This is a genomic window from Pseudidiomarina gelatinasegens, from assembly GCF_004025325.1.
In the GTDB taxonomy this organism is placed as follows: domain Bacteria; phylum Pseudomonadota; class Gammaproteobacteria; order Enterobacterales; family Alteromonadaceae; genus Pseudidiomarina; species Pseudidiomarina gelatinasegens.
This window is the reverse complement of sequence record NZ_RSFE01000016.1, coordinates 1-7,065: the sequence shown is the minus strand read 5'-3', so window position 1 is coordinate 7,065 and position 7,065 is coordinate 1. Positions and strand designations below refer to the sequence as shown.

7 protein-coding genes are annotated in these 7,065 nt (G+C 40.2%); 4 read left to right on the top strand and 3 right to left on the bottom strand.

Annotation, left to right across the window (positions count from 1 at the left end; translation table 11 throughout):
- Positions 1-109 (bottom strand): transposase (locus tag EGC76_RS11750; RefSeq protein WP_164876840.1); only part of this gene is annotated, 109 nt, incomplete at its 3' end.
- Between the two features lie 158 nt (positions 110-267).
- On the opposite strand from EGC76_RS11750, the gene EGC76_RS11745 reads away from it, so the two are divergent.
- The gene (locus EGC76_RS11745; RefSeq protein WP_128353194.1) at positions 268-1,095 is read left to right on the top strand and encodes a dCTP deaminase domain-containing protein; all 828 of its coding nucleotides are present in this window, start codon (positions 268-270) and stop codon (positions 1,093-1,095) included.
- Positions 1,096-1,118: 23 nt separating this feature from the next.
- Here EGC76_RS11745 and EGC76_RS11740 read toward each other — a convergent pair whose 3' ends face one another.
- Complete coding sequence (locus tag EGC76_RS11740; protein ID WP_128353193.1) at positions 1,119-1,814, bottom strand: HAD family hydrolase; 696 nt, start codon at positions 1,812-1,814, stop codon at positions 1,119-1,121.
- A gap of 103 nt (positions 1,815-1,917) precedes the next feature.
- Positions 1,918-3,219 (bottom strand): DNA cytosine methyltransferase, encoded by a 1,302-nt coding sequence (locus tag EGC76_RS11735; RefSeq protein WP_128353192.1) that lies wholly within the window; start codon positions 3,217-3,219, stop codon positions 1,918-1,920.
- Positions 3,220-3,361: 142 nt separating this feature from the next.
- Between EGC76_RS11735 and EGC76_RS11730 the strand changes: the two genes are divergently transcribed.
- The 3 genes from EGC76_RS11730 to EGC76_RS11720 are packed head-to-tail and all read left to right on the top strand — an operon-like array spanning position 3,362 to position 6,599.
- Entirely contained in the window at positions 3,362-4,891 is a 1,530-nt protein-coding gene (locus EGC76_RS11730; protein ID WP_128353191.1) for an AAA family ATPase, read from the top strand.
- A 12-nt stretch (positions 4,892-4,903) separates the two neighbouring features.
- A complete protein-coding gene (locus EGC76_RS11725) occupies positions 4,904-6,136 on the top strand; it encodes an LlaJI family restriction endonuclease (RefSeq protein ID WP_128353190.1) in 1,233 nt (410 codons plus the stop codon).
- A 4-nt stretch (positions 6,137-6,140) separates the two neighbouring features.
- Positions 6,141-6,599, top strand: coding sequence for a very short patch repair endonuclease (locus EGC76_RS11720; RefSeq protein ID WP_128353189.1), 459 nt, complete (start codon positions 6,141-6,143; stop codon positions 6,597-6,599).
- The last annotated feature ends 466 nt before the right edge of the window (positions 6,600-7,065 follow it).

Sequence of the window (7,065 nt, the reverse complement as noted above, 5' to 3'; positions counted from 1 at the left end):
ATGTACCGCTCGAAATACCCATCCGTCGGCATATATCATCTACCTTGGCACCAGCTTCATGCTCCTTGATAGCCTTGATAATCTGTTCTTCGCTGTGACGTTTTTTCATAGTGAGATCTCCAATAACCCAATTTTAATGGAAATCTCATCGATGTCATGGTTCTATTTTTGGGGGAGACGTCACCGGTAACTTGATTTTCAAAAAGATTTAGTGCTAACTAAAAAACTATTTGGAAAAGATACTTACAAAAAAATTTGGAAATCCACGTGCAAATATCAACTACTACAGCTCTCAAAAAGGAAATGATAAAGCGGAGTGGCGAAGCTATTTCTTTCGAGAAATATAATGGAAAATCAAGTTTTGAAGTTAGTGTTGGTACAATAATTCATCACAGCGAAGACGATAGTAAGGGTAAGATAGAACTGACAGACAATTCATTCTCTCTGAAACCTCAGGAAACAGTATACGTTGTATCACGAGAAACAATCCACGTGCCGAAAGGCTATGTCGCCTACGTATTTTTGAAGAACCAATTCTCTCAAGAAGGATTACTTGCCTTTAATACAGGCATAATTGATGGTGGCTTCAATGGCCCAATTTCCACATTGGTCACCAACTTATCGTCTAATCGAATTCAACTAGGTGAGGGATACACAAAGGAATTTTTTAGGGTAGTATTTCACCAAATTGACATGAATGACGAGGAAATACAGACTGTTACCGATAGAGACTATACAGACTTTAAACAGTACCAAAGCTTTAGGCGGGCAGCCCTGACAAAAATGCCTAAATACTTTTTAGATCGGGAAGAATTAAAGCGCAGAATTGATGAATCCCTTAACAACAAAGCCCAGAAGTTTGGTTTTTGGAAGCTGAGTGGAGCCTTAGCATTATTTTCAAGTGTTATAATTATAATCCCCTCAGTAAGCGAATTAGTTCGAAACACCTTATTTGATACTGGCAGAGTAGCGGTGCTCGAACAGCGAATTGAAGAGCTTGAGAAACAATCAAGAGAAACCACCAGGTATTTGGATGAGATACCAAGCACGGCAGCGAAACCCAAAAGCAACAATTCTAAAAATTCAAATCAGTAATTATTTGAATCGCTTCGGAGATATCATCGGAAAAAATTTATGATGTCTCTGAGATTTTCTTTTCCCCGTTCATGAGTTAAGGAAAACGTAGCCATCCTTACCAGTTCATCTTGAGCATTAAACGCTATGGATATCTTTGACTTCTCAGCCAAGAAAACATCGTTCTTCCCATCACCAATAAACACGCAATCATCAGCAGATAGCCCATGCTCAAATAACACTTGATTCATAAAACTTAATTTACCTTCATGATCTGCCGGTAAAAGGTTAAAAAACTCAATTTTTCCAGCATCATCGAAGAAATACTCGCAACCACTCAAAGCGTGATCAATCTTGAGACGACGTTGTACTTTATCAGCAAGAGCTTTAAATCCGCCGGTTATCAAAGCTGTTATGACTCCGTGTTCTCTCAGCCAGGAAAATAGCTCATCAACACCGTCGTGAAACTCAGCATTATCAACTAGTTGATTAAGATGGTCTTTAGTTAAACCATACTTTTTATGAATTAGAACGGTTTCCTTCATCCAGTCGAGGTAACCCTTGTATTCTCCGCGAAGCCACTTATCTTTAGTCGCTTCTTCCTCACGATAACAATCCTCCCCAAGCTTCTTAGCTAGGACCGTCCAAGCGCTAGGAGCAACCTTTCCATTGTCCAATTCATGGTCTTTTCGGAGGATCGTACCCTCCATATCAAAAAACCAAATACGAGGTATTTTCACTGCCACTCCATTTTAAAGTTTAAGAAATTACCGTAAAACAGTTGCTCTTCTAAATTTATACGACTACCCATCAAACCATAAAATACAACTGTAAACTCCAGCTTTAAGCTGCGCTCTTCCTGCGATTGCTTGCCTTCCCCATAAAGCTTACCATTTCAGTTGCTATCGCACGCACCACATTCATACATACTGAGTTACCGAATTGTTTGTAAATTTGGCCATGAGAGACAGCGTCAACAATAAACTCTTCAGGGAACCCCTGCAGCCTTGCACACTCTCTAGGAGTCAACTTTCTAGGATTCTTTCCTAAACCGCTCTGGTCAATAAGTATCTCAGAACCATCTTTGTAGTACCTGGCACTAATAGTGTTAGTATACTTAGTGTCTTGCCTGACCAGCGAGTAGCCAAAGCCGTTACCTTTCTCTTGATGCTCTTCTTTTCGTTTTTTGTGCCCACTCCACAGTCGGTCTGAGATTGTATAACGGTCCTCATCACAACTTAGTTCGGATAAATCCTCTAATATATCTCCAACCAAGGTCGGTGTGCGGGGGGGCTCAGGCCAGCTAAAGAACTGATTTATATCTGACTCGCTAAAGTAGTCCTTATCAAATCCCACGATGTAAACTCGTTCACGATTCTGAGGCGCACCAAAATCAGCCGCTCTTAAAACTCTGTAATCCACCCAATAGTTAAGCTTCTCTGACAACGCATGACGTGCTTCTTCACTAAGCTGAATATCATTAGACTCACCTTGCTCAAACTCTCCCTTTAAAATTGCCTCAATGGTCTTCAGAGTACGACCTTTATCATGTCCTTTGAGCTGCTTTACGTTCTCCAATAAAAAAGCTTTGGGTCTTTTTTCCACCAAAATACGTTGAATTTCAAAAAACATCGTTCCCCGTGTATCACCAAATCCTTTTTTCAAACCCGCCTGTGAAAAAGCCTGACAAGGAAAACCGCCCAGTAAAATGTCGTGATCTGGAATGTCTGCCGCTTTTATCTTTGTAATATCACCGTGAGGCATCTCTCCGAAATTTGACAAATAGGTTTTCTGAGCAAATTTATCCCACTCCGAAGAAAAAACACATTCACCGCCTAATTGCTGAAAAGGAAGGCGAATGCCACCTATTCCAGCAAACAAATCAATGAATCTAAACGAGCTATTATTTTGACTTACGGCAAAGGGAGCAGAACATTTCGCTCTTTCAAGCTCTTCCTCTAACAATAGAATTGCTTGAGCTTTGCTTTTCGAGGGCTTATGTTCCTCAGTCTCCCATCCTCTCACGGTGCGCTCACCTTGATTTCCCAACCCTAAAAGATTTGCGAACTCTGTCCTTCCTAGCCCTAGGCGCTCCCGTATACATTTGATATCTTTAGCGTTAATATTGTTGTTAATTTTGTTCATAAAAGACACCATCTTATCCGGTTTGTTTCCCGGCTAAGCTACCACTGTATAAAAGATCAGTCAACAAGTAAGTTCAGTTTGATTCTTATCCGTCTCAGACCCTAACGATAGAACAACTATTGACTAAAAAAAAAGGATCACCATGCCAAGTTCACTTCGGATCGACCAATTAGCTGCGGAATGTGAAAAACTTGAAAGTGGGATGGAATTCACCTACCGGAGCGTAGCGCCGTCTATTGAATTCTCTAACACTGGCCGTCGAGGTGAAAAGAAATACTTTTCTATTTCTCTTATAGAGCTTCTAAAAACATTAAAAGACATAGAGAACCATTTAACAGAGTATGAAACGGCTAAGAATTATGTTGAGAAAACTATGCGGGATTTATTCTCTTCCACGTTATCAAGCAAAACGGTTAACGCTCTCGCCACCGTCCAGACTCTACCTCTTTTCTCATTGATAAATAAATTTATCTATACGGCTAATAATCTTGAAAATTCCTTCAACGAGAAACGTTTAAATATCAACCAAGAATTAATTAAGGGTGCTATAGATTACCTTCAAAGCCAACTACCTGACGATGAAGAATATTTAAACAGTTTAATGGTAGCTTCTCCCCCCTCTAAATATGCAATACCAACTCCAAACCGTGAAGGCTTCTTCGGTCAGCTAGGTGAAAATATCATTTTTTATGGGGCTCCAGGTACGGGGAAAAGCTATGAGATCGATAATAAATGTTCAGAAAGCAACAGTATTCGAACGGTTTTTCATCCCGAAACCCAAAGCAGTGATTTTGTAGGGTGCCTTAAACCCGGAATGAATGGAGACAATATCGTATATTCATTTCGACCGGGCCCGTTCTGTCTTGCCCTCAAACTAGCTCATGAAAAACAGGCCGAAAATGTTTTCCTCGTAATAGAAGAAATTAATAGAGCCGCTGCCGCTGCGGTTTTCGGAGAGTTGTTCCAGTTACTCGATAGAGAGCCCACAGGGGAAAGCAAATATAGCATCACCGTATCAGACCCAGACATGGTCATATATTTACAAGATCATGCTCCAAGTGCACTGTCTGGAAATAGGTTAAAGATTCCTAGTAACTTAAGCCTGTACGCGACGATGAATAGCAGTGACCAAGCTGTCATGCCTATGGATACTGCCTTCAAGCGCCGCTGGAAATTTGAATATATCCCTATCGACTTCAGCAAAAGCGATTCAGGCCCTGCCGGATCTATTCCGATTGTATTTAGCAGTGGAGATAGTCTCGATATCCCTTGGCGTGCGTTTGCCAATGCGATTAACGAGATCTTACTGGAGGATGAAAATATACCGGAAGATCGTTTACTCGGCCCATGGTTCCTCTCTAATTCTGAAGTCGCCAATACTGAATCGGCGTTAAGCAGCCTGAAAGGTAAAATTTTACTATACCTTTGGGATGACGTCCTTCGCCATAGCGACAAAGGACTATTATTCTCTGGGCGCGCCAAGGCGTTTGGTTCTCTTATCAAGCTGTTTAACGCCAATGAAGCTATTTTTTCTAAAAAAGCTGAAGATTTATTCATCAAAGGATCGCGAGCTAGTAACAATAAAACACAAAATGATGATGGTGATGACCAGATTCCAGAAGTATCTGACGATTTAACCACGTCAACTAATTCAGACACTCCTAATATTTAGGTATCGTTTACTGTGCAACCGAATATTCCTGTTTTAGTAAATGACCGAATCGAATTAAGCCTTCTACCGGCCGACATTCAAAATCATCTTCTTCGGTATGGACTCATAACTTCTGGGGGACAGAAGGCGTGTTTCTGTGGGTTACTGAAAACAAACGAACATATCTACGTTTTCCTACCGAGAAAAATGGAGCAGCGGCAGAACAGCTTGCCAGGCATTTTTGCAGCGATTAGAAAATATAGTAATCATTCAAACAGCCTTGTAGATTCCGAAGATGGGGGCGATAATTTACTAGGAAAATATGAACTTACGTTAATCAGCGATATCTTAACTGATTATCGTCAGAATGGAATCTACACTAGGCGGAACCGTCTAAACACGCTAAACAAAGGGAAGCCCAACTGGTCTAAAACTGTCAGTAAATTCGACCCTTTATTCAGTATAATGGGACCTATTTACCTAAATTATGCGGGTTCTATATCGCTCAACCAGGCTGATTCAGAAGCATCTCGGGTACATGCGTATATCGTTAAATTGCTTGATATAACTTACGGCAAGATTCTCTTCGGCTCATCTAATTATCAGAGTGGCGTTCTACCACTACCCCAGAACCAAAATGAAAATTATCTTTTATCCGTATTAAACTCTGAGTTGCAAAACCTGTATTCTGACAGAGATATCAGGTTGTTTAATCATTTGATTAAATACATAAAACGCATTCATGGCAAGAACAACACCAATGTCGTTATTGGCATCAAGGGATTTCATACCTTATGGGAACACATGCTGAAATCCATAATTACTGGTGCTGTCGACATCAATTCAGAATTCTCGATACCGACTTATATAACAAGTACGGGAGAGCATCTGGAGGCTCCTCAAAAAGGACAGAGAACAGATATTATCACTCATGACAAAACTAATAATGTTTACGCGATTATTGACGCTAAATATTATCATGCTCAGGATTTAAAAAATGCCCCGGGGTGGAGCGATTTACTCAAGCAGTTTTTTTATGCCAAAGCTGTGAAATCAATTGCCGCTACGTCGAGAGTTAAAAATTATTTTATTTTCCCAGGTGATAAACAAGTTCTCACCTCAGCATATATGAGAAAGCGGAATGTTAATGAAGCAGACGCAGATTATGCAAATATCCAATGCCTTTATGTAGACCCTCAAGAGGTAATAGAGGCATATACTAAAGAGGTTATTTTAGAGAATCTAAGCAAACAGTTAATTTCATAAGTCTATGGTTGATATTCACGATAAAAAAACAAGAAGTCGTAACATGTCTGCAATCAAGTCAACTGATTCAAAGCCTGAAAAGCTATTGAGAAAGGCCTTGTTTGCTAAAGGGTATAGGTTTAGAAAAAATGTTAAGACTTTGCCCGGAACACCAGACATAGTTCTAGCTAAGTATAGAACTTGTATTTTGGTTCACGGATGTTTTTGGCACATGCATGAAAATTGCCATCTGTTTAAATTACCCTCCACACGAAAAGAATTTTGGAAAGCTAAGCTTCTGGAAAATAGAAGCCGAGATATGACAGCTCAAAGCGAATTGCTAGCTCAAGGGTGGAAGGTAATTATAGTCTGGGAATGTTCATTAAAGGGTAAAAATAAACTATCACTCCTTGACGTGACAGAAAGACTTGAAGAGTTTTTAACCGTGCCCCGAGTTCATGCTCGAGCATTAGAAATACGATAGTCTGTGCTGCTCTAGTCAGTGAGTGCGTGTGAAGAATACTGAAGCCTGAATACTTTTACCCACTTACAGAGACTAAGTTGATATATCCGCCAATTGCTAGCAACTTCAGCAACGGTTTATCCTCGCTCTATTACTTAGCAGACTAGCTCGTCTTTAAATTTCCGGACTATATCGTTGATTATTCATAAACCTTACTCCTATGATCAAATAGTGGTAAGGAATTGTCTATGATTCTCGGCCTATTCCATTAACCGTATCATGTTTCTTATGGAACAATTTTCTGGAGAACTAGCTATAGACCTTAACATTACTTAGATGTTATCCACGATAGTCGTACCGTTGTTACCAACGGCGTAAAATTGATCCACTGACAACGGTTTAAAAGTGATCCACCTGAGGCATCATAGCTGCACTTTTCAATAAGACAAGGCGGCCTAACATGCTAACTCAGGAGCAACTAGTGGAC